We start from the raw sequence: 19,774 nt of genomic DNA on the forward strand, positions 1-19,774 counted from the left end.
CGGCCCTCTGCGGCGGGAGGCCGCCGGGAGTACGGCCGATGGGCCTGCCGGCCTGCGACGGCGCTCCCCGGCGCTCAAGTTCCCTATTCTTGGGGCGAACTGATTATCCAAAGCTTCACGCCCCCTGGAGTTCGCAATGTCCCGACCGGAGAACAACGGCACCGCACTGCACATCGACACCAGCAAGCCACATCCCGCGCGGATGTACGACTGGTTCCTCGGCGGCAAGGACAACTACCCGGTGGACGAGGCGATGGGCCGGCAGATGCTTGCCGTCGAACCCAGCGTGCCGGTGATGGCGAAGGTGAACCGGGCCTTCATGCACCGTGCCACCCGCTGGCTGTCGGACCAGGGCATCCGGCAGTTCCTCGACATCGGTACGGGGATACCCACCGAGCCCAACCTTCACCAGGTGGCCCAGCAGGCCGCACCCGCCACGCGAGTCGTCTACTGCGACAACGACCCGATCGTGCTGGCGCACGCCGAAGCCCTGCTGAGCGGCACGCCGGAGGGCACCATCGACTACGTGCAGGCCGACGCACGGGACGTCGATTCCATCCTCGAACACTCCGGCAGGACACTGGACCTCAGCCGGCCGGTCGCGCTTTCGTTGATCTCACTGCTTCATTTCGTGAGTGATGAGGGCGGCGCCTACGAGCTGGTGAGCCGGCTGACCGACGTGCTGGCGCCGGGCAGCTATGTGGTGATCTCACACCTCACCGCCGACTTCCACCCGGAGGCGGCACGCAAGGTCGACGAGATGTACAAGGCCAACACCCTCACGCTGGCACCGCGCAACCGCGCCCAGTTCGCCGCGTTCTTCGACGGACTCGAGATCGTCGAGCCCGGCATCGTGGCTGCCGAAGCGTGGCATCCCGAGCTCGGTGAGCCGATCCCCGGCCAGGATGACATCGTCAGCGCGGGCTACGTGGCAGTGGGACGCAAGCTGTAGTCCTTCCTGTCCGATGCCCCCACCGAGTGGACAGGTTTCGTCTCGTACACCGCCCCGGCCTGACATCGCAGGCGTGCGCCCCGTGCCGGCTGAGTCCGGTTCCGGGGCGCTCGTGTCCTACGTCGAGTTGCCCCTCAGCGTCGGCCGGCCTACGAGACGGTTCTGCTGCGGCCGACGGAGTGCGGGGGCTACGACTTCCGCCAGTTCTGGGACGCCTTCCCGGACGCGCACGTCGTCGTCGCCACACCACCGCCGTAGGCCAGGTCGAGGCAGCCGCCGTTGGGGACACTCTTCAAGGTGCCGCCCGAGCCCCAGCGCCAGAGGCGCGCGGCGCCCTGGGTGCAGTCACCCACGAACACGGCCTGACCGAGCATGTTGGCGACGAGACATGCGCGGGACTGTTCGTTGACGACCTTGAAACTGTTGTTCTCCGCGCTCACGGTGGTCCACGAGGCGCTCGGGTCCGTGCAGTTGCCGTCATCCGCGGCTCCGTACACCTGGATCAGACACGAGCCGTTGTCGGCGTTCTTCAATCGGAAGGCGCCCGACGAGGGCGGCGTCACCGGGGCTCCACCGCCCGTGCTCGAAACGGACGTACCCGAGCCGGACGACCCACCGCCGCCCGGGCTGGAACTGCCGGAGTTACCGGAACTACCTGAACCACCGGGCCCGTCGCCCCCTCCGGCCGTGTCCTGCGCCCCGCCTCCCGAACCCCCGCTGCCCGCACCGGCGTCCGGCGACGACGTGCCCTTCCCCTCCGGCTTCTTCGGCTTCACAGACGTCGGCATGGCCGAGGCGCTCGCGCCGGACGACTGCGTGGGGTCGGCCGGCGCGGTGACCGAGACGGACGGTGTCGAGCCTGCCGCGTGGTCCGGGCCGGTGGCGTACGGCAGGTTCTGGATGGCGAGTGTCGTCCCCACGGTGGTCACGACGACGGGCACGACGGCCAGCAGGATGCGGGTACGACGGCGCTCACGCCGCGGGGGCCGGGCGTCGGGTGCGGCGTGAGGTGCGTCCTCCGAGTCGCCCGCGCCTGCCGTGCCCGACGTGTCCCCCGCGCCCTCGGACGGGGCCGGCACGGTCCCGGGTGCGACAGGACCGTACGACTCGATGCCCTTCGGTACCCTCGCGGCGAAGGCGGCGCGTTGGACCAGCTGGTCCATGACGGCCGCAGGCCAGCCGCCAGGGGCCGACGAGCCCTGCTGCGTGGCGAGTTCGGCCAGCTCGGCGACGGTCGGGCGGCCCTCCGGGTCCTTGTCCAGGCAGGACGCCACGACCTCGGCGAGCCGGGCGTCGCGCTCGCGCACCGGCGCCAGATCGGGCTCGTCGTGCACGATGCGGTAGAGCGGGCTGCCCTCGGCCCCGTCCCCGAACGGCCAGCGGCCGCTCGCCGCGTAGCCCACCAGCAGGCCCAGTGCGAACACGTCGGAGGCAGGAGTCAGCCGCCTCGCGCCCGTGGCCTGTTCGGGCGACATGTACGCGGGTGTGCCGACGATCAGGCCGGTCCGGGTCAGTTGGCTCTGCTCGGCGGCGCGGGCGATTCCGAAGTCGATGAGGGTGACCCCGTCGAGCGTCAGCATGACGTTCGACGGCTTCAGATCCCGGTGCACCATGTCCAGCGCGTGCACCGGCTTCAGCCCCTCGGCCACCTCCCGCAGCAACAGCCACAGCGCGTCTGCCGGGATGGCCCCTCCCCCGCTCGAACTCGGCGGAGAGCTCGGGGAAGGACCGCCCTGAGGTTCGACGGCCTCGGCCAGGGTGATCCCGGGCACGTACGCGGTGGCGAACCACGGCGGCTCGGCGGTGCGGTCGCTCGCGAGCAGAGGCGCGGTCGCCTCGGCCGGTAACCGTGCGAGGTTGTCCATCTCCTGCCCGAAGCGGCGTACGAACCCTTCGTCCTCGGCGACGACGGACGCCAGCATCTGCTTGACGGCGGCATACCGGCCACCCGTGACGCCGAGGTACACCCGCCCCATGCCGCCGGCCCCGATCCGGCCCACCAGAGGGATCGGTCCGATCCGCCGTGGGTCCTGTGCGCGCAGCGGCTCCGCACCGCTGCCCGCGAGGTCGAACCCGTCTTCCCCGTCCACGCTCTCCCCGTTCACCGGCCGGGCCCGTGCCGGTCCGTGCGCTCCCCCGGTCCGCACGGGCCGACACAGGCCCGAGCACGGGGACCAGTGTGGACCATCGATCCTCCGAATTGGAAGATCTTTCTAGAAAACTATTCCAATTCTGATCGGCGTGGACGTGACCGCGGGGGGTTTACGCTGGTGGTCACCATGAGTCCCAAGCAACAACGCGGCGAGGAAACTGCCGACCGTCTCCTGGACGCCGCCCTCCAGGTGTACGCCGAGTCCGGCGAGCACGGCATCACCGTCAGCGCCCTCACCAAGGCGAGCGGTGTCAGTCTCGGCAGTCTCTACCACCACTTCGGCAGTGTCGACGGCCTCATGAATGCTCTGCTGTTGCGCTGGCTCGGCCGTCTCCTGACCGAGCTGGCCGCAGCCGTGGAGCGTTCCCGCACGGCCCGGACCGGCGTCCGCGCCCTCGTGCGGGCCTATCTGGACTTCATCCAGGAGCACCCGGACGCCGCCCGGCTCCTGCACTCCTCCTACGCCGACCGGCTCGGGATGGCACAGGCCAGACAGCTCCGTGACGCCCAGGAGGCCAGGCTGTCACCACTGGCCGCCTGGGTGCGGCAGCACGTCGAAGCGGGTGAACTCGCCCCTCTGCCGGTGCCCCTGGTCGAGGCGCTGGTCATGGGACCTGTCGTCGCGACCGCACGCCGCTGGCTGTCCGGCGTCGACGACACCGACCTCGATCAGGCCGCGCGCATCCTGCCGGAGAGAATCTGGCGGTCGCTCAGCCCCTGAGCCCCGCCCCGGCACCGGGTTCGGATCCCGGCTGCGGCTGATCAGCGGCGGCGCGCGTCCAGGCAGTCGGCCTGGGCGCCGCGCATCGGACCGGACAGGGGTACCGCTCCTCACAGGACATGGAACACCGAGCCGATGAACTCCGTGAGGAGCCGTTCCTTGAGCGGCTCCGGAAGCGCGTCGAGCAGCACCAGAACGGGGGCCATCCTGTCCGGGAGCTCCGAGCCGCCGCCGAGCCCCGCGAAGGCCAGGACGGCCGCGATCTCGTCCGGCCCGAGCGCCGCCGGGTCGAGTCCCGCGGCGAGCTCGGCGAGCCCCGGGTCCACGGTCACCGGAGGCAGCGCCCGGGCCGCCCGGAGTGCGGCCACGAGGTCATCGAGCAGCGCGTCCACCTGCCCGACGGTGGCCGGCGTCAGGGTGAGGTGGAGATTGGGCGGCAGGCCGTCGAAGGAGAGCTGGGGCTGCAGGTACCAGCCGCGGTCGCGCATCTCGTCGGCGAGGTGGAGCAGCAGGCTCAGGTCGGGTTCACCGCCCGTCGGCCCGCCGTGGACGGTGAACGCGACGAGTCCGGCGGCCGGTTCCCCCAGCACCCGTACACCGCCGGTCTCGCGCAGGCCCGCCAGCAGCCGGTCGGAAGCCTCGGCGACCCGGCCGGCCAGCGCGGTGTAGCCGTCCTCACCGACATGCTGGAGGACCGCCCACGCCTGGGCCAGCAGACCACCGGACTTCGTGCCCTGGACCGTCGGGTTGACGACCGGGTAACCGGGCCAGCCCGCATGGGCGAAGTACTGGTACCGGCGCAGTTCGGCGTCCCGGTAGAGGACGACGGAGGCGCCCTTGTCGGCGTAGGCGTACTTGTGCAGGTCGACGGAGAGCGAGGTGACCCCGGGAACCGACAGATCGAACGGCTGTACCTCGCGTCCGGCGCGCCGCAGGTAGGGAAGGAGCCAGCCGCCGATGCAGGCGTCGACGTGGCAGAGCACTCCGCGCCGGGCGGCGGCGTCGGCGATCTCGGCCACCGGGTCGATCACTCCGTGCGCGTACGAGGGTGTCGAGGCGACCACGAGCGCGGTGCGGTCGGTGAGTGCCGCGGCCACGGCGGCGGCGTCGGCGCGGAAGGTGACCGGGTCGACGGGAACGACGACCGTTTCCAGGCCCAGGTAGTGGGCGGCCTTGTGGAAGGCGGCATGGGCGGTGGACGGGAGGACCAGTTGCGGCGCCGCGATTCCTCGTACCGAACGCGCGTGGTCCCGGGCCGTTTTGACGGCGAGCATGATGCTCTCCGTCCCGCCGCTGGTGAACGTGCCCTGGGCGCCCGGTGCGCCCAGCAGCGTCGCGACGGCCCCCACCAGGTCGTTCTCCAGCCGTGCCACGCTCGGGAAGACGGTCGGGTCGAGCCCGTTGACGGTCGCGTACGCCGTGTACGCGGCGGCAGCCAGCTCGTCGAGGCCGTCCAGGCCCGCGTCGTAGACGTAGGCGAAGGTGCGCCCGCCCCGGGTGGGTGCGTCGGCTTCCCGCAGGACACGCAGCTCGGCGAGCACCTCGGCCGCGGAACGGCCGGCGGGAAGGGCACGGGTGGGTTCAGTCGACACGGTCGGTCTCTTCCTGCTGAGGTAGGGACTGCGGAGGTACGGACTGCGGCGGTGCGGATTCGGTCCGGTCCTCCCGGTAGCGGTGCAGCAGCCACAGACTCGCCCCGGCGAGTACGGCGGGCAGCACGCTCATGCCCGCGGTGATGCCGGTCAGGGCGGCCTCGGGCTGGGCCACCCGGTGGTCGGCGTCGGAGGAGCGGAACCCCGTCACCGTCAGGACCAGCGCGAACACCCCTGCTCCCAGTGCGAAGGCCAGGGTCTCGGCGGCCGTCCACAGCCCGGTGAAGGTCGCGGCCCGCCGCTTGCCGGTACGGGCGACATCGGCGGCGAGGGTGTCGGCGAGCATGGTCAGCGGGAGCAACTGGAGCCCTGCGTAGGCGACACCGATGACCACGACCGCCCCGTAGCCGAGGGCCGGTCCGGCTGCCGGGGTGAAGGCGAGGAGCACGGCACCGGCGAGGAAGAGCAGGGACGCGCACCACTGGGCCTCCTTCACTCCGCGCAGGCGGGCCAGCCGGTTCCACAGCGGCATGACGAGGACGAGCGGTCCGATCAGACAGGCGAACAACGGGGTGACCGCGGTGGGCGAGCCGAGGGTGTACGTGGCGAAGTACTGGACTCCCGCGAGCATCACGCCGATGGCGAGGGCCTGCAGGGTCCACATGCCGGCCAGGAACAGGAACGGCCGGTGGGAGCGGGCGGCGGCCAACTGTGCCCGGAGCGAGGGCTCGGCCTCGCTCCGGGTCACCTCCGGGGCCCACCGGGTGGCGACCCAGGCGCCGAACATGCCCAGGGCGAGGAGGACGGCGACGGCGATCCCCATCGTCCGGTAGCTCGCGGGACTGTCACCGTCGGCGTGGGCGATCGCCGGGGCGAGCGCGCCGGACAGCAGGATCGCCACGCCGAGGAAGCCCACCCGCCAGCCCAGGACCCGGCCGCGTTCGGCCGGGTCCTCGGTCATCTCGGCGGGCATCGTCACGTACGGCACCTGGAAGACGGCGTACGCGGTGGCCGCCAGCAGGAACAGCACCGCCACGTATCCGGCCGCGGCCGCTCCCCGCAGTGGGGGCGCGGCGAAGATCAGCGCGAAGAGCGGTGGGAGGGTGCAGGCGCCGATGAGCAGGAACGGACGGCGTGGACCGCCGCGCAGCCCGCTGCGGTCGGACACCGCTCCGACCAGCGGGTTGATCAGGACGTCCCAGGCCTTCGGCAGGAAGACCGCCGCCCCCGCGACGGCCGCGGGTACGGCGAGGACGTTGGTGAGGTAGTAGAGCAGGATCAGGCCCGGAACAGTGGCGAAGGTGCCGGTGCACAGCGAGCCGAGCCCGTATCCGATACGCACCCGGCGTGGCAGGCGCGGACCCGGTTCGCCGTCCGCACGGATGTCTGCTGGCATGCCGCAGATCATGAACGAATGTTCGAGGAGGCGGCAAGGGGTGCGTATGACGGCACCATGAACTCCGGCGGCCCCGGGCCCCCTGCCCGGGACACGCGAGCCCGTCGCTCCAAAAACGCGAGGTCCCTGTCAGGCCGGCGGCGGGCCCTCGATGAGCTGTTCGGTCCAGATCGTCTTGCCGGAGTCGGTGTAGCGGCCGCCCCAGCGGTGCGTGAGCTGCGCGACGAGGAACAGCCCGCGGCCACCCTCGTCGGTCAGGCGGGCCCTGCGCAGATGGGGCTGTGTATGGCTGGGATCGGACACCTCGCAGATCAGCCACTGGTTTCTGATCAGACGCAGCAGCACCGGACCGCCCGCGTACCGCATGGCGTTGGTGACGAGTTCACTGACGATCAGTTCGGTGGTGAACACCAGCTCGTCCAGTCCCCACAGGATCAGCTGCGCCGCGGCCTCTCTCCGGGCATCGGCCACCCGCTGGACGTCGGCCGGATACTCCCATGCGGCCACCGACCCCACCGGTGAGGACCGCACCCGGGCCACCAGCAGAGCCGCGTCGTCGTCCGGCGGCTGTGCGAGGAAGGGGGCGAGGATGCTCTGCCCCACGTCCTGCACCGGTACGGATCCCTGCGCGCTCGGACCCGCCAGACGCGAGAGGCTCCAGGCGACCAGCTCCTGTGCGTTCCCCTCGGCCAGCGATCCCGCCGCGAACACGAACACGTCGCCCGGCGCCGCCTCCAGCTCCACGGGCTCGAAAGGAGCACCGCCGGACCCAAGGGCCGGACCGGCGTCGAACTTGACGGTATCGGCGGCGCTGCCGTCCACACGGGCCAGCAGCGGCGGCGGGTGCCCGGCGCTCGCCATCGAGCAGCGGCCGCTCACCGGGTCGTACACCGCGTAGAGGCAGGTGGCACCCCGTACGGTGCCGTTCGTCGCGCCGGGCTCCTGGTGCTCCGCGAGCCGCACGACCAGGTCGTCGAGATGGTTCAGCAGTTGGTCGGGGGTGGGGTCCAGGTCGGCGAGTGTGCGTACGGCGGTCTGCAGCTGCCCCATCGCGGCGGCGGCGTTCAGCCCATGGCCGGGCACGGTGCCGACGACGAAAGCCACCTGGGTGGAAGACAGGGTGATGACGTCGAACCAGCTCCCGCCGGTGCCGGCGGCCGTCCGGCCGGGCACATAGAACCCGGCGGTCTCCGCGCCGGTCAGGGACAGCACCGGCTGCGGCAGCAGGCTGCGCTGCAGTGCCTCGGCCGTGCGGCGCTCCCGGGTGTAGCGGCGGGCGTTGTCGACGGCCAGGCCCGCGCGGGAACCGATGTCCTCGGCCGGCGAGACGTCCTGCTCGTCGAAGGGGGCACGGTCGGCCGTCCGCCACAGGGCAACCGCGCCCAGCACCCGGCCCCTGGCGCACACGGGCACCACCATGAACGAAGCAGCGCCCGGAGGCAGCAGGAGCCGTCTGCGTTGCTCGTCGTCCCCGATCCGGGCCCTGAGCTCGGAGATGTCGCGGGAGAAGCGCGCCGCACCCGTGCGCAGCAATGCGCTCTCGGTGTCCTGGACCCGGATGACCGAGTCGAGGGGATACAGCTCGGGAGGCCAGCGGCCCTCCCGAGCGGCCACGGCGACCCGGAGCAGGGGCGCCCCGGTCGCGAAATCTCCGGGCTCCTCTCCCACCAGCACCGTCTCCGTCAGGTCCACCGCGGCCAGATCGGCGAATTCGGGGACCAACAGGTCCATCAGCGTCTCCGCGTTGCGCCGGACGTCGAGCGAGCGGCCGAGCCGGGTGGCGGCGGCTGCGACCAGGGCGGAGCGACGCCGCGAGCTCTCCCGCTCAGTCACGTCGGTGAACGTGACGGCGACGCCGTGCATCGTTCCGTCCCTGCCGCGAAGGGGCAGGGCGGAGAGGCAGACGGTCCGCTCACGCTCGGGGCTCCGGGCGAGCCTGGCGCGACCCACGAAGTCGATCAGCGGTTCGCCGGTCTCGATGACCCGGCGGAGCCGGTCCTCGATGAGGGCGCTGTCTTCGGTGACGAGCAGGGCGCTCAGACGCCGTCCCAGGAGGCTTGTCATCCGGCCCTCGAAGGGTGACGGGCCGGGCTCGACCGAGAGGCGGTTGACTCTGGTCAGCCGCAGATCGGCATCGTGGATGACGATCCCCACCCCGCTCTGGGCGAACATGGCCCGCAGCAGCGCGTCGTCCTCGTCGCGCCGGTCCGCGACGGTCACCGGCATGAGCCGCAGCAGAAAGCGCGGCTCGGCCGAGGCCTCCACGGGCAGCAGGTCGAGCCGCACCGCCAGTGGCTGCGCCGACCGGCACAGCAGGGCGGCACGCACGGAGGTGAGTGAGTTCTCCGGCACCCGTTCCCGAAGCTCCTGCCAGTCGGGCAGGTCGGTGAACAGTCCGGCGATGTTCGTGCCCCTCAGTTCCTCCGCGGGCATCCCGATCAGACCCGCCGCATCGGCAGTGCAGCCCAGCACCTCGCCCGAAACGTCGAGCACGAGCACAGCGGTGTCCTCCGGTGGCTCGGGGACGGCACCGGGGGGCCGGTCGCTTCCGCTCACTCGATGATCACTCCTGTGGTCGGCCCGTCACGCCCCCTGCCTGCCGGGCCGCCGACGGGCCTGTCGCGCGCGCACGCCCGTGCCGGCTCCCGACCTTCATTGAACTCCAGGGCGTGCCGGGCCGCCTTTCGGCAGTGCCGGCGACCGGACAGTCGATGCCGGACGTCCGCGCCGGCGATCGGCGTCGCCGGGAGAACCTCAGGTGTCTGCTCGCTGGGGCGCAGGTCCCGCGCTGGCCCGCACGATCAGCTCGACCGGGACGAGAGAACGGACATCGCTCTCCACATCCCCCTGGAGCTGCCGCAACAACAGGTGGAGCGCGCGTCTGCCGGTCTCTGCGAAGTCATTGTGGACAGTGGTCAAGGGAGGTTCGAGGTACGGGGCTTCGGGGATGTCGTCGTAGCCGATGACGCTGACGTCTTCGGGCACCCGGCGTCCCGCCTCGTGCAGGGCTCGCAGTACTCCCAGCGCCATGTGGTCGTTGGAGGCGAACACAGCGGTGACCTCCGGCCGGGAGGCCGGCTGCCGGCCGAGGGCGTAGCCGGAACTCGCGCTCCAGTCACCGGTGAGAGGGCCGGGTACGGACGCGCCCGCTGCCTCCAGGGCCTGGCGCCAGCCGAGTACGCGCTGCTCGGCGGCGAGCCAGCCGTCCGGCCCCGCGATGTGCCAGACGGTGGAGTGTCCATGGGCCAGGAGGTGCTCGACGGCCATACGGGCTCCTGCGGCGGAGTCCGAGGTGACGACGGGAGTGCCCGAGCCGAGGTGGCTCTCCAGCGTCACCAGCGGGATGGCATGGACAACATCGGACAACGTCTTGTCCGTGTACTGCTGCGGAGCGATGGCGATGGCGATGGCGCTGACACCGTGCGCTCCCTGAGGGCGCTGCCGACGAGGCGTCGTCAGGGAGCGCACGCCTCCGCGATCGAGAGGCTGTTCTCGTACAGGTGGTGCCGGGTGATCCGGCCGCCCTCGACGGTGAGCCGCAGCGCGAAGGGCCCCGCGAAGGACTTGCCCGTCGCGCGGACGGTCCCCGAGAGGTGCCCCATCAGTACGGCATCGGCGCCGTCGACGAGAAAGGTATCGACGGACGCGCGGGCGTCCTCGGACACGGTGTGCTCCATCAACTCCTGGGACTGGGCGGCACATTCTGCGGCGGTGGAGCGGGGTCGGATCCAGGGGACTGCGGGGTTCTCGGCGAGCATCCAGTCGACGTCGTCGGCGAAGAGCGCGGTGAGTCCCTCGGCGTCCCCGGCGAGGCGGAGGGCGAGGAATTTCTGAACGGTGGCGCGGGTGGCGTCCGCGGTGGAGGTGAGCGTCATGGTGACAGCCTGCCGGGGTGGTGACGGAGCGTCGATTACGCCGGAGGTAAGGACGGACGGGGATATCCAGGACATGGAGACGGCTGACGCCGCACCGAAACCGCAACGAACCGACACCCGGGGACAATCTGTGGTGGCGCTGCACTCGATCCGTCACTGCCTGCGATACCCCGTCAGCGCAGCCGGGCGGCGATGTGGTCGCCGACCCGCAGGGCGTTGGCGATGGCCGTCAGGGACGGGTTGACCGCGCCGATGCTGGGGAAGAAGCTCGTGTCCACGACGTAGAGGTTGTCCAGGTCGTGGGCCTTGCAGTTGACGTCCAGTGCGGAGCTCTTCGGGTCGTCCCCGAACCGGACGGTGCCGGCCTGGTGCGCGGTCGCCCCGATCGGCATGCCCTTGTGCAGATAGATGCTGTGCGACAGCAGATGGTGCTCGTGCATGCCCAGGTGGCCCAGCATCCCCTGCAGCTTGTGCTGGAGGCGCTTCAGTCCCGCGATGTTGTTCTTCTCGTCGAGAGCCAGGTGGATGCCGCCGTTCTCATCGAGGGTGACCCGGCTCTCGGGCAGCGGAAGGTCCTCCCCGCACAGCCAGAAGTCGACGGCATGGTGCGCGAGCATCTCGAACGGCATGTCCGGTGATACCGCGCCTGCCCACCGCGGCGCCTCGCCGTGGATCTGGTCGGCGTCCGACTTTCCGAGCATCTGGATGCCGCCGAGCGGGAAGTCCCAGTCGTCCGAGCCCAGATACCAGTCGTGCAGTGCCAATGTCTTCTGGAACCTGGTGGGGTTCGGTTCTTTCGAAACCGCCATCAGGGCCAGGTTGTTGTGACGCATGTAGTGGCGTCCCACCACATCCGAACTGTTGGCAAGGCCGCCAGGGTGCTTGTCGTTCGCCGAACGCAGCAGCAGAGCGGCGGAGTTGACCGCACCGCAGGCGACCACCACGATGTCGGCGCCGAATCCCCCGGTGGATCCGTCCTCGAACTCGGCCACCACCCTGGTGACGGTGCGCCCGGTGGGGTCGGTCTCCAGACGCCGCACATGGGCACCCGTCACCATCGTGACGTCGTCGTGCTTCAGCGCCGGATCGACACAGATCACCTGCGCGTCGGACTTGGCGCCCATCAGGCAGGGGAAGCCGTCCACCCGGTCACAGCGGATACAGACGCTGGAATGGGTGGCCGAGCCGTTGTCGTCCTGGGTCAGATTCACGCCGATGGGCAGGTGAAAGGGGTGGAGCCCCTTCTTCTCCAGGTCGTCGCTGAGCTGCTGGATGCGCGGCTCGTGCTGCACCGGCGGGTGAGGATACGGACCGCTGGCCGGGCCCTCCGTGGGGTCCTCACCATGCCGCCCGTGCACCAGGTACAGCTGCTCGGCCTGCGTGTAGAACGGCTCCAGGTCCTCGTAGCGGATCGGCCAGGCCGGTGAGATGCCGTCGTGGTGGCGCAGCTCGCCGAAGTCCTCGGGCCGGAGCCGGAAGAGCGCGGCACCGTAGAACTTGGTGTTGCCCCCGACGTAGTAGTTGACCTCCGGGGGGAACTCGTCGCCGTGCTTGTCGTACCAGAACTCGGGAGCGCGGTACTTGCCCTTGACGAAGACGGCGGTGGAGTCCCAGTTGTCCCGCTCCCGGGGCAGGTAGTCGCCGCGCTCCAGGATCAGGATCCGCTTGCCGGTGGGGGCCAGCCGGTGGGCGAGTGTGCCGCCGCCCGCTCCCGTACCGATGATGATGACGTCGTAGTGGTGATCGTCGGCCATGCGGAGATCCCGTTCTAGGAGTCTTTGGTGCCCTGGCCGTAGTGCCCGGAGGGGCTTTGGCTGCACCGTGCCGGACACGCATCCGCCTTATCGGGATATTCAGTGCCGTAATCGAAGCTATCGGTCGGCCTCGGGAGGGGCGACACGACGGGAGCCGAACAGGTGCGCAATCACCGAATCGCCCGCACGGCGTCGCCGCCTCGTCGATGAGGACCCGCGGGTCGGCTTCCGCGTCGACGGCCGGTCCGGGCTCCTCCGGTCGCAGTTCCCGCCGATCCGAGCGCCGTCCGGTTCGCTGCGGCTGATCCGCGCCCGCCCGCTGCGCGATCCGGGCGGCAACCGGTGGAGAACATGGTGCTGTCCCGTACGTCCTGACGTGGATCCGAGACCTGAGACCTCAGAGGATGGCGATCGGGTTGACCGGTGAGCCGGTGGCGTCCGGCAGCCTCAGTGGGGCGATCACGCAGAGGAAGGACCAGCGCCCCTCCGCCTCGCAGACCGGGACCAGGTCCTCGAACTGCAGATAGTCCAGCAGATGAAGGCCCATGGCGTGGACCGCCAGCACATGCACGGGGAAGTCGACGCCCTCGGTGGAACTCGGAGCGGTGTCGTTGTTCCCGTCGCCGCCGAGTACCGCGACGCGCCGCTCCGCCAGGAATTCCAGCGCGGACGGATGGAGCCCCGCGCGCGCGTTCGCGGCCTGCCATGCGCCCAGTTCGGCGCGGCGCCGGCGGTGGCCGACCCGGACGAACAGGAGGTCACCCTCCGAGACGTGGACGCGGTGGGCGGCCTCGGCCGCTATGAGGTCGTCGGCGGTCACGTGATCACCCGGTTCGAGCCACGGCACGCCGCGCAGCCGCGGGATGTCCAGCAGCACGCCGCGTCCGACGATCCCGTCGCGAGCCGCCTCGACGGAGAGCGCCTTCGCGCCGCCCGATGTGACGCTGCTCGCGGCCACGCCGCCGTGCAGCGTACCGTCGTAGATCACGTGGCACAGGGCGTCGATGTGGCTGTCGGCGTCGCCGTGCACGTTCATGACGAAGCTGTCCAGGGCGAAGTGGAGACCGCCCGAAACGTCTTCCTCCGGCTGCCCGCTCATCCAGTGCCTCGCGGGCTCCGGATTGTCCGGACCGGGCGATGTCTCCACCGGTGCGGCGAGCGTGATCGTCCGTCCGGCCCGCACCTCGCGGGTGGCGGCCAGCACCCGGGCAGGAGTGAGTTCGTCCAGGGCACCCCGGTCGCCCCTGGACCGGTCGGCGCGCGATACCAGGCGCCGGTACAGCACGTCGAACTCGGCCGCGGTCAGCCGTGCCGGGTCTGCCGGACCTGCATCCGTGACCATGGCTCAGCGCCCCCGCTCCGCGTCGAGCGCCTCGTCGAGGGTGATGGCCGCCGTGATCAGTGACAGGTGGGTGAACGCCTGGGGAAAGTTGCCCAGTTGCTCCCCACTCGGACCGACCTCCTCGGCGAACAGCCCGACGTGGTTGGCGTAGGTATGCATCTTCTCGAAGGCGTACCTGGCCTGGGACAGCCGCCCCGCCCGGGCCAGCGCATCGACGTAGAGAAAAGTGCACAGACTGAACGTGCCCTCCGAGCCGCGCAGACCGTCCGGCGATGCCTCCGGGTCGTAGCGGTAGACAAGGCTGTCGGAGACGAGTTTGCGGTCCATCGCGTCAAGCGTCGAGAGCCAGGCCGCGGCTCGGGGAGCGATGAACTCGACCCTGGGCATGAGCAGCAGCGAGGCGTCCAGGACGTCACCGTCGTAGTGCTGGATGAACGCTTTCTCCCTCTCGCTCCAGCCGCGCTCCATGACCTGCTCGAATACGGCGTCCCTCGCGTTGCGCCACCGATCCAGGTCGGCGGGCCTGCGGAAGTACTCGGCCAGACGCAGCCCGTGGTCGAAGGCGACCCACGCCATCACGCGACTGTAGGTGAAGTCCTTGCGGCCACCGCGGGTCTCCCAGATGCCCTCGTCCGGCCGGTCCCAGGCGTCGGCGAGCCAGTCCAGCGTCCGGGCGAGCGTCTGCCACCCCTCGAAGCTGGCCTGCTGGGCGATCTCGCGCCCCTGGGACAGCGCGTAGAGCGCCTCGCCGTAGATGTCCAGCTGGAGTTGGTCTGCGGCGCCGTTGCCGACGCGGACGGGGAAGGAGCCGCGATAGCCCTCGAAGTGATCGAGCGTCTCCTCCGGCAGGTCGGGATCGCCGTCGACCCGGTACATCGTCTGGAGCGGCTCCCCCTCCTTGCCCTCGCGCTCACGCAGTCTGTCCACCAGCCAGTGGACGAAGGCGGTGGCCTCCTCGACGAAGCCCAGGTCCAGCATGGCGCGCACGGACAGCGAGCCGTCGCGTACCCAGGTGAAACGGTAGTCCCAGTTGCGCTCTCCGCCGACCTGCTCGGGCAGGCCCATGGTGGCCGCCGCGATCAGGGCGCCCGTGGGGGCGTAGGTGAGGAGCTTGAGGGTGATGGCCGAGCGGTGCACCAGCTCCGGCCAGCGTCCCCGGTAGCGGGACTGGCGCAGCCACTGCTGCCAGAACGTGCCGACTTCCCCGATCTGTTCGGTGAGCCGGTCGACCGTGGGGGGTGTGGGCGCCTCACCGCCGGACGCGCAGACGCTGAACACGGCGCCGCCGGACTCGCCGGCACTCAGCGTCACTTTTCCGCGCACGTCCTGGCCGTCCCGCTCCAGTGGGAACGTGGACTGCAGGTGACCGTCGATCCCCGGGGCCCGGAACACAGCGCCGTTCTCGCCGAGCTCGAGTTCATGCTCGGCCCGGCCGTAATCGAAGCGCGGCCTGCACTCGAGGGTGAAATCGACAGTCCCGCGCACGGTACGGACCACGCGGATCAGGGTGTGCCGGTCGGTGGCGGTGCGGGTCCGGTCCGGAGGCATGAAGTCGACCACCTCGCCCACCCCGTCCGGCGACATGAAGCGGGTCACCAGGATGGCGGTGTCGGGGTAATAGAGCTGCTTGCAGGTCCCATCGGGGTGCTCGGGGGCCAATCGCATGTATCCGCCGCCGTCGTGGTCGAGCAAGGCGGCGAAGATGCTGGGTGAATCGAACCGGGGAGCGGCGAACCAGTCGACGACGCCCTGCGACGAGACGAGCGCGGCGGTTTGCAGGTCGCCCACCAGGCCGTGTTCGGCGATGGGAGGGTAGCGGTCCATTGCAGCTCCGCAGTCTCGGAAATCCCCCTGCGTCCACTATCCGGCACCCCTGTCGTCCCTGCTCGACGCGGTCGAGGGGCAGCTGCCCAAGGGGCCACGGACACGGCAGCCCGGCCGACACCCGTCCGGCGCAACGGCGACCGGCCTCAGCGGCGCCGCAGCCGAAGCCCCCCGTGGCCACCGGAGCCGAGCACTGCCCTCGGCTTGCTGTACACCTTCTGGGGGGCGTTAACCGACTGTGGCCGGCCGGGCACACGTGGCGCCGGCCCTGGCATACGGGCCCAGCCCACCGGCACCCGCCTTCGGCCGTCAGCCGAGCGACGGAGACTGTTGCCGTACCGCCGGGCAGCGGCACATCGCGCGCCGACCGGCGGAGGCTCGCAGCCGGGCGGAGCGGTGATCCCGCTGCCTGTGGGCCCCGGTGAGCGGACACGCGGGCGATTCCGCCCCGGCCGCAACGTGTCGCGCTTGACCGGGCCGGCGCGGGGCGGCGCGCTCCCGACGGGGAGGCCACGCGTGCAGGAGAGCCGCACCGGACAGCAGCTGACCCCGCGCCACAATGCGCACAGTCCAGTCGTCGAGCTGGGCGCGGCACTCCGGTGGTACTCCGTCGTCAACGCGCCGTGGTCGACGGATTTGCCCCGCAGGACCGGATCACCGGCGGGCGCCGCCAGATCCTGGGGCCGTGGCCCGAACGGATCCGGGTCGGCCATTACCGATCGGTGGCGAGGTCCTGGTCGGCGCGGACCTGACCTGGCCGACTTTCTCCCGCAGATACACGGACGGGGGCGGCCGTCCTGGACGCTGTGGAGCTGGGGTTGGTGGCTGTTGATGTGTCGGGATGGAGGGTGAAGACTCGGTCCAGGCCGATGACGCGCAGGATCCGGGCGGTGTTGGCGGGGACTGCGGCCAGGGCCATGTCGGCGCTCTGTTCCGTAGCCACATTGCGTGCCGCCAGCAGAGCGGTGATGCCGCTGGAGTCGCAGAATTCCAGGCCGCCCAGGTCCAGGACCAGCAGGTGCCCGGTAACCAGGGTGAGACGGTCCACGGCCTGACGAAGTGCGGGTGCCGACGCATGGTCGAGGTCACCGGTGATCTCCAGTACGGGACCGGTGGCTGCGCCTCGCGCAGTGATCGTCAGCGGGCTCATGCCAGGTGTTCACTCGCGGGGGCGGGAAGCGGGGCGGGCGCGCCGAGGGCGAGCAGCGCGGTGTCGTCGTCGAGTCCGTCGCCGAAGCCGGCGAGCAGACCGGTCAGGGCGGTGATCAGCGCCTGGGGCCCCGTGGCGGGCTGCTGGGCGGTGAAGGCGCGCAGGGCATCATCGCCGAAGAGCTCGCGCTTGGGCCCGGTGCGGGCTTCGGTCAGGCCGTCCGTATAGAGCAGCAGGGTGTCGCCGGGAAACAGCTGGGTGCGGGCGGGTGTGAACTGTGCCTGGGGCAGGACGCCGATGAGCATGCCCCCCGGGGTGGGCAGGTAGTGCGCGGTGCCGTCGGCGCGTTGGATCAGTGCGGAGGGGTGGCCGCCGGAGGCCAGGTGCACGCTGACGTGGTCGCTGCTCGGGCGCAGGACACCGAATATGGCGGTGCAGTAGCGGGTTTCGCCGCTGGTGTACCGCTCGTGCAGCACGGTGTTCAGGGTAGTCAGCACATGGACGGGGTCCGGGTCGTGCAGGGCGGCCGCCCGCAGCGTGTAGCGGGTCAGCGAGGTGACCGCGGCGGCCTGGGGGCCTTTGCCGCACACGTCGCCGAGGAAGAACGCCCACCGGCCCGCACCGAGGGGGAACAGGTCATAGAAGTCTCCGCCGAGAAGATCCGGAGAGGCGGTGTGGTAGTAGGAGCCGGCTTCCAGGCCCGGAACCGTGGGCAGTTCGGCGGGCAGCAGGCTCTGCTGGAGGACGGCGAGAGCTTCCTGGAGCCGTTCGCGATCGGCCTCAGCCTGGCGGCGCGCTTCTTCGGCCGCCTGGCGTCCGCGCAGCAGCTCGGTCTCGTAGGCACGGCGGTCGCGGGCGTCGAAGACTGTGGTGCGGACGAGCATCGGTTCACCGTCGTCGCTGGTCTTCACCCTCGATGTGACGAGCACCGGCATCCGCTGCCCGTCAGTGGCTTTGATGTCCAGAGCGATGCCGCTGACCTCGCCGTTCATCTGCAACAGCGGGGCGAAGTGCGTCTCGTGGTAGAGCTTGCCGCCCACGGTGAGCAGATCGGCGAACCGCATCCGGCCTACCACCTGCCGCCGCGAAAGACCCAGCCACTCCAGCAAGGTGGTGTTGATCTTCGCGATGGTGCCGTCCATCAGTGTCGACAGGTAGCCGCACGGAGCCTGCTCGTAAAGCTCCTCTGCGCTGTCCTCCAGCAGAGCGGTGAAGGCCACGCCCGTGGCGTCCACATCGTGCTCCCCGTCCGGACTTTGATCGGTACGGCACATCATCGGGCCGCTTCGACGAAGCCGGTGATCGCCTCCGCGGTGGCCTGCGGTGCGCTGAGTTGCGGACAGTGCCCCGTCGCCTCCAGCGTGACCAGGCGACTGCCCAAAATCGCGCTGTTGACGTAGGCACCGACCTCGCGGGGAGCGATCACGTCCTGCTTGCATTCCAGCACCAGCGTCGGCACCGCGACCGTCTTGAGATCTTCGCGACTGTCCGACAAGAACGTCGTGCGGGCGAAAACCCGGGCCATGTCCGGGTCGGTCGCGCAGAACGAGGTAGTCAGCTCCTGACCGAGTTCCGGCCGGTCCGCGTTACCCATGATCACCGGGGCCATCGCCGCCGACCAGCCCAGGTAGTTCGACTCCAGTGACTCCAACAACTCACCGATATCGTCCGCGCTGAACCCGCCCCGGTACCCGTCCTCGTCGATGTAGCAGGGTGACGGAGCCACCATCACCAGCCGGGAGAACCGCTGGGGTGCCTCGGCCGCTGCGAGCACCCCGACCATGGCACTGACCGAATGCCCCACGAAGATCACATCCCGCAGGTCCAGCTCCTCGCAGACATCCAGCACATCCGAGGCGTAGCCCTCCAACGAGCTGTAGCGCTGCTCGCTCCAGGCCGAAGGGTCCGAGCGGCCGGAACCCACGTAGTCGAAGAGCACCAACCGGAAGTCCTCGGCCAGCATGGGGACTATCAGACGCCACATGTTCTGGTCGCAGCCGAAGCCGTGCGCCAGGAGGAGCACCGGCCCGTCCGCACGGCCGGTGACGGTGATGTTGTTCCTGCGACGGATATCCATGCCCGCCAGTTTCCCATCACTCGGGGCGGGCGATCCGAAGCGGCTGCCCCGGCCCGAACCGGCGCCGGAGCCGAAAGCGGGGCCGCCGGCCCGGCTGCGGGAAGAGTGGTCGTTCGTCGGTGCGGGGCTCATTCAGAACCTTCCTTGACAGGGCACGTATCACGGAATTCCCTCCCAGGGATCGCAAGAACGAGCCGTATAAAATCCGAAAGCAAATACGACCTGCAGTCGATTCGGTACGGGTACAGGCGATAAAAAAGAATGGCGCCATCGGACGTGAAATCCAGGACTTAATGCGAGTGCAACTTTGACAGAGGCCCCTATCCCTGGACAGCTGCCTGCGCACGATGATATTCCCACCGTGTGAGTCCACTACGGGAAATACTCGCAGCGGGAGGTGCGGGCCCCCGCTGCAAAGTGCGCTTCGTTGTCAGGCAGGAACGATGTTCTCGGCCGTCGGGCCCTTCTGGCCGGGCGCGATGTCGAAGGTGACCTTCTGACCTTCGAGCAATTCACGGAAGCCCTGGGCGGCGATGTTCGAGAAGTGGGCGAACACGTCGGCCCCGCCGCCGTCCTGTTCGATGAAGCCGAAACCCTTTGCCGCGTTGAACCACTTCACGGTGCCAGATGCCATGTCATATCTCCTTCGGGGCAGTACACGGGAACCCGCAATGCACGGATACCGGGGTCGCCGCGATGATGCCCCTCCCGGAAATGACCGGAAATACAAAAACGCTTCCAGCGGCTGAAAACACCGTCGGAGGCGCTTGAAGTTCGGGAACCAAGACTGCAACTACGATCGACAGTAGCATGTCATAGTGACCGGCGTGGGTTACGGAATTCCATTCTGCTCGCTGCGATAAAAACACTCCCGGCACGACGCGTTAAACCTTCACCTCGCGGCCATAGCTATTAATCCACTTGGAGCGCAACGTCTTC

14 protein-coding genes and 1 pseudogene are annotated in these 19,774 nt (G+C 69.9%); 2 read left to right on the forward strand and 13 right to left on the reverse strand.

Annotated elements, in window-relative coordinates:
* The first annotated feature begins 136 nt into the window (after positions 1-136).
* Entirely contained in the window at positions 137-952 is an 816-nt protein-coding gene (locus tag ACFWBQ_RS08725) for an SAM-dependent methyltransferase (RefSeq protein ID WP_385485575.1), read from the forward strand.
* A 188-nt stretch (positions 953-1,140) separates the two neighbouring features.
* On the opposite strand, the gene ACFWBQ_RS08730 is transcribed toward ACFWBQ_RS08725, so the two are convergent.
* Positions 1,141-3,042 carry a protein kinase gene (locus ACFWBQ_RS08730; protein ID WP_385485577.1) on the reverse strand — a complete coding sequence of 634 codons (1,902 nt, stop codon included), beginning with the start codon at positions 3,040-3,042 and terminating at the stop codon, positions 1,141-1,143.
* A gap of 189 nt (positions 3,043-3,231) precedes the next feature.
* Here ACFWBQ_RS08730 and ACFWBQ_RS08735 point away from each other — a divergent pair, with 189 nt between their 5' ends.
* On the forward strand, positions 3,232-3,825 hold the full coding sequence (locus ACFWBQ_RS08735) for a TetR/AcrR family transcriptional regulator (RefSeq protein ID WP_385485579.1): 594 nt from the start codon (positions 3,232-3,234) through the stop codon (positions 3,823-3,825).
* 110 nt (positions 3,826-3,935) lie between these two features.
* Here ACFWBQ_RS08735 and ACFWBQ_RS08740 read toward each other — a convergent pair whose 3' ends face one another.
* The 12 genes and pseudogenes from ACFWBQ_RS08740 to ACFWBQ_RS08795 all read right to left on the reverse strand — a co-directional run bounded on the left by ACFWBQ_RS08740 (position 3,936) and on the right by ACFWBQ_RS08795 (position 19,469).
* Positions 3,936-5,417 (reverse strand): pyridoxal phosphate-dependent decarboxylase family protein, encoded by a 1,482-nt coding sequence (locus tag ACFWBQ_RS08740; protein WP_385485581.1) that lies wholly within the window; start codon positions 5,415-5,417, stop codon positions 3,936-3,938.
* Positions 5,407-6,813: an MFS transporter gene (locus ACFWBQ_RS08745; protein WP_385485583.1), complete on the reverse strand. Its 1,407-nt coding sequence runs from the start codon at positions 6,811-6,813 to the stop codon at positions 5,407-5,409. Before ACFWBQ_RS08745 ends, ACFWBQ_RS08740 begins: the two co-directional genes overlap by 11 nt.
* Positions 6,814-6,942: 129 nt before the next feature.
* On the reverse strand, positions 6,943-9,369 hold the full coding sequence (locus tag ACFWBQ_RS08750) for a SpoIIE family protein phosphatase (RefSeq protein WP_385485585.1): 2,427 nt from the start codon (positions 9,367-9,369) through the stop codon (positions 6,943-6,945).
* A gap of 198 nt (positions 9,370-9,567) precedes the next feature.
* Positions 9,568-10,281, reverse strand: a complete 714-nt coding sequence (locus ACFWBQ_RS08755) for a substrate-binding domain-containing protein (protein ID WP_385485587.1) — start codon at positions 10,279-10,281, stop codon at positions 9,568-9,570.
* Positions 10,269-10,688, reverse strand: a complete 420-nt coding sequence (locus ACFWBQ_RS08760) for a nuclear transport factor 2 family protein (RefSeq protein ID WP_385485589.1) — start codon at positions 10,686-10,688, stop codon at positions 10,269-10,271. Before ACFWBQ_RS08760 ends, ACFWBQ_RS08755 begins: the two co-directional genes overlap by 13 nt.
* A gap of 173 nt (positions 10,689-10,861) precedes the next feature.
* Positions 10,862-12,442, reverse strand: a complete 1,581-nt coding sequence (locus ACFWBQ_RS08765) for a GMC oxidoreductase (RefSeq protein ID WP_385485591.1) — start codon at positions 12,440-12,442, stop codon at positions 10,862-10,864.
* 397 nt (positions 12,443-12,839) lie between these two features.
* Positions 12,840-13,784: a cyclase family protein gene (locus tag ACFWBQ_RS08770; protein ID WP_385485593.1), complete on the reverse strand. Its 945-nt coding sequence runs from the start codon at positions 13,782-13,784 to the stop codon at positions 12,840-12,842.
* Between the two features lie 3 nt (positions 13,785-13,787).
* Positions 13,788-15,608: a glycoside hydrolase family 15 protein gene (locus tag ACFWBQ_RS08775; RefSeq protein WP_385485595.1), complete on the reverse strand. Its 1,821-nt coding sequence runs from the start codon at positions 15,606-15,608 to the stop codon at positions 13,788-13,790.
* Positions 15,609-16,428: 820 nt separating this feature from the next.
* Positions 16,429-16,758 (reverse strand): annotated as a pseudogene (locus tag ACFWBQ_RS08780) (STAS domain-containing protein); the annotation flags it as partial.
* Entirely contained in the window at positions 16,755-18,035 is a 1,281-nt protein-coding gene (locus ACFWBQ_RS08785) for a PP2C family protein-serine/threonine phosphatase (RefSeq protein WP_385485597.1), read from the reverse strand. The gene ACFWBQ_RS08785 and the pseudogene ACFWBQ_RS08780, both read right to left, overlap by 4 nt.
* Positions 18,032-18,835, reverse strand: a complete 804-nt coding sequence (locus ACFWBQ_RS08790; RefSeq protein WP_385485599.1) for an alpha/beta fold hydrolase — start codon at positions 18,833-18,835, stop codon at positions 18,032-18,034. Before ACFWBQ_RS08790 ends, ACFWBQ_RS08785 begins: the two co-directional genes overlap by 4 nt.
* 430 nt (positions 18,836-19,265) lie before the next feature.
* Positions 19,266-19,469, reverse strand: coding sequence for a cold-shock protein (locus ACFWBQ_RS08795; RefSeq protein WP_076967088.1), 204 nt, complete (start codon positions 19,467-19,469; stop codon positions 19,266-19,268).
* Between the last annotated feature and the right edge of the window lie 305 nt (positions 19,470-19,774).

It is taken from the genome of Streptomyces sp. NPDC060035 (assembly GCF_042736635.1).
Taxonomy (GTDB): Bacteria; Actinomycetota; Actinomycetes; order Streptomycetales; family Streptomycetaceae; genus Streptomyces.

Excerpts from the sequence above, each read along its gene's own strand:
- ACFWBQ_RS08725 (WP_385485575.1), top strand. The coding sequence starts at position 137 with ATGTCCCGACCGGAGAACAACGGCACCGCACTGCACATCGACACCAGC.
- ACFWBQ_RS08735 (WP_385485579.1), top strand. The coding sequence starts at position 3,232 with ATGAGTCCCAAGCAACAACGCGGCGAGGAAACTGCCGACCGTCTCCTG.
- ACFWBQ_RS08745 (WP_385485583.1), bottom strand. The coding sequence starts at position 6,813 with ATGCCAGCAGACATCCGTGCGGACGGCGAACCGGGTCCGCGCCTGCCA.
- ACFWBQ_RS08760 (WP_385485589.1), bottom strand. The coding sequence starts at position 10,688 with ATGACGCTCACCTCCACCGCGGACGCCACCCGCGCCACCGTTCAGAAA.
- ACFWBQ_RS08765 (WP_385485591.1), bottom strand. The coding sequence starts at position 12,442 with ATGGCCGACGATCACCACTACGACGTCATCATCATCGGTACGGGAGCG.
- ACFWBQ_RS08770 (WP_385485593.1), bottom strand. The coding sequence starts at position 13,784 with ATGGTCACGGATGCAGGTCCGGCAGACCCGGCACGGCTGACCGCGGCC.
- ACFWBQ_RS08775 (WP_385485595.1), bottom strand. The coding sequence starts at position 15,608 with ATGGACCGCTACCCTCCCATCGCCGAACACGGCCTGGTGGGCGACCTG.
- ACFWBQ_RS08785 (WP_385485597.1), bottom strand. The coding sequence starts at position 18,035 with ATGATGTGCCGTACCGATCAAAGTCCGGACGGGGAGCACGATGTGGAC.
- ACFWBQ_RS08790 (WP_385485599.1), bottom strand. The coding sequence starts at position 18,835 with ATGGATATCCGTCGCAGGAACAACATCACCGTCACCGGCCGTGCGGAC.
- ACFWBQ_RS08795 (WP_076967088.1), bottom strand. The coding sequence starts at position 19,469 with ATGGCATCTGGCACCGTGAAGTGGTTCAACGCGGCAAAGGGTTTCGGC.